The 2123-nt window shown below is 65.2% G+C and carries 2 protein-coding genes; both read right to left on the reverse strand.

Annotated features, from left to right (window positions below):
* Positions 1-494: 494 nt before the first annotated feature.
* Positions 495-1778, reverse strand: a complete 1284-nt coding sequence (gene tyrS, locus NP4_RS09170; protein ID WP_067994948.1) for a tyrosine--tRNA ligase — start codon at positions 1776-1778, stop codon at positions 495-497.
* 93 nt (positions 1779-1871) lie between these two features.
* The coding region (locus NP4_RS09175) for a DoxX family protein (RefSeq protein ID WP_169813699.1) at positions 1872-2123 on the reverse strand (252 nt) is incomplete at its 5' end.

Consider the following 2123-nt stretch of genomic DNA (forward strand, 5'->3'; position numbering starts at 1 on the left):
CAATCCACCCGAAGGCGAATCAGAAAAATTCAAAGGTCAGAGTCCGAAAACCCGACAAAATCAACGCCAGCCGGAAATTAGCTGACTAAATGTCCGACACCCACACGGGGGTATGAGCATCGGAGCCAAAATTATTGGCACTGACATTCATCGACACACTATTGAGTTCTCAAAGAACACACGCACAAACCATCGGGCCGGATTTCCGACCTTCAGGAGAGGCAACTTTTCCAGCCTAACCACTCGAACCCGTGAAGTCAAGTCCCAAGTTCGTGTCGGTCATGCTGAGCGGTCAGGCGCTCTTTCCGTCCAACCTCGTGTCCCGGCCTCTCGGCCCGGTCGGTGTCCGTGTCGCTCTGACGTTGAATAAGTTACGTGTCGGATAACGGAACGTCAAATCCCCAAGACAGCGAGTGTCGGCGCAGGTCAGCGACCCGGCATCGGTCCGCTGTCCGACCTGGGCCGCCGCGATGTGACCCAGGTCATGACAACGATCAGCTACCGGCGCGCCGGACCCCGGCGAAGTTCTTCTTACCCCGGCGCAGCACCAGCCAGTTCCCGTGCAGGAAGTCGGATCCGCCCGGCGTCCACTCCGGATCGGCGATGCGGTTGTTGTTCACCGACACCCCGCCCTCGTTCACCGCCCGGCGAGCCGCGCCCCGGCTCTCCGACAGTCCGGCGCCGACCAGCAGGTCGACGATGGTCGCGCCCGGATTCGCCGCGGCGATCCCGCCCTCGCCCGCCGCCTCCGACAGCGCGGCCGACAGCGTGCTCTCGTCGAGTCCGTCCAGATCGCCGCGACCGAACAGCGCCTGGCTGGCCAGCTGCACCGCGCGCGTATTCGCCTCGCCGTGCACGAGATCGGTCATCTCCGCAGCCAGTCGGCGCTGCGCCTCCCGCGCGTGCGGGCGCTCCTCGGTCGCCTTCTGCAGCTCGTCCAGTTCCTCGCGATCGAGGAAGGTGAACCAGCGCAGGTAGCGCACGACATCGGCGTCGGCGGTGTTCACGAAGTACTGGTACCAGGCGTACGGGCTGGTCATCTCCGGATCCAGCCACAGGCTGCCACCGCCGGTGGACTTGCCGAATTTCTTGCCGTCGGCCGAGGTCACCAGCGGCACGGTCAGCGCGTGCACATGTTCGCTGTCGACGCGGCGGTTCAGTTCGACGCCCGCGATGATGTTGCCCCACTGATCCGACCCGCCGACCTGTAGGCGGCAACCGTACTTGCGGCGCAACTGCAGGTAGTCGTTGGCCTGCAGCAGCATGTAGCTGAATTCGGTGTAGGACATGCCATCGGTCTCGAGCCGCCGCTTGACCGTCTCGCGGGCGAGCATGACGTTGACCGAGAAGTGCTTACCGATATCGCGCAGGAAGTCCACCGCGCTCAGCGGTCCGGTCCAGTCCAGATTGTTGGCGATGATCGCGCCGGTGTCCGGATCGTCGAGATCGACGAACCGCGACAGCTGACCGCGAATGCGCTCGGCCCAGGCGGCCACGGTGTCGGTGGAATTCATCGTCCGCTCGCCGACATCGCGTGGGTCACCGATCAGGCCCGTGGCCCCGCCCGCCAGCACGATGGGCCGGTTGCCCGCCCGCTGGAAACGCTTCAACGCCAACAGGGGAACCAGATGGCCGGCGTGCAGGCTGGCCGCGGTCGGATCGAAGCCCGCATAGAGCGTGATCGGGCCCTTCGCCAGTTCCGATCGCAGCTCGTCCAGGTCGGTGGACTGCGCGATCAGGCCACGCCAGGTCAGTTCCTCGATGATGTCGACGCTCACGTCGCCCTATCTTTCCGCACGGACTTCCGATACCCATGCACAGGTCCACCGCCGATTGTGATCGGCGGTGGACCGGAGGTCGAACGAATATTCTCAGCGGCTCACCCGGATGCCGCGCTCGTGGGCCATCCAGGCGAACAGAGCGGCCAGCGCCAGCGGGAAGATCGCCATCGAGGGCGCGCCCATCAGGAACGCCTGGGTCGCGGCCGCGCAGACCATGGTGATCGACAGGCCCGCGGCCGCCAGGCCCGACAGCCGCGGCACCAGCAGGCCGATGCCGCCGGAGACCTCGACCAGACCGGTGAAGTAGCGGAACCAGTCCCCCCAGCCGATCTCGTGGAAGAC

It is taken from the genome of Nocardia pseudobrasiliensis NBRC 108224 (assembly GCF_001613105.1).
GTDB classification, from domain to species: domain Bacteria; phylum Actinomycetota; class Actinomycetes; order Mycobacteriales; family Mycobacteriaceae; genus Nocardia; species Nocardia pseudobrasiliensis.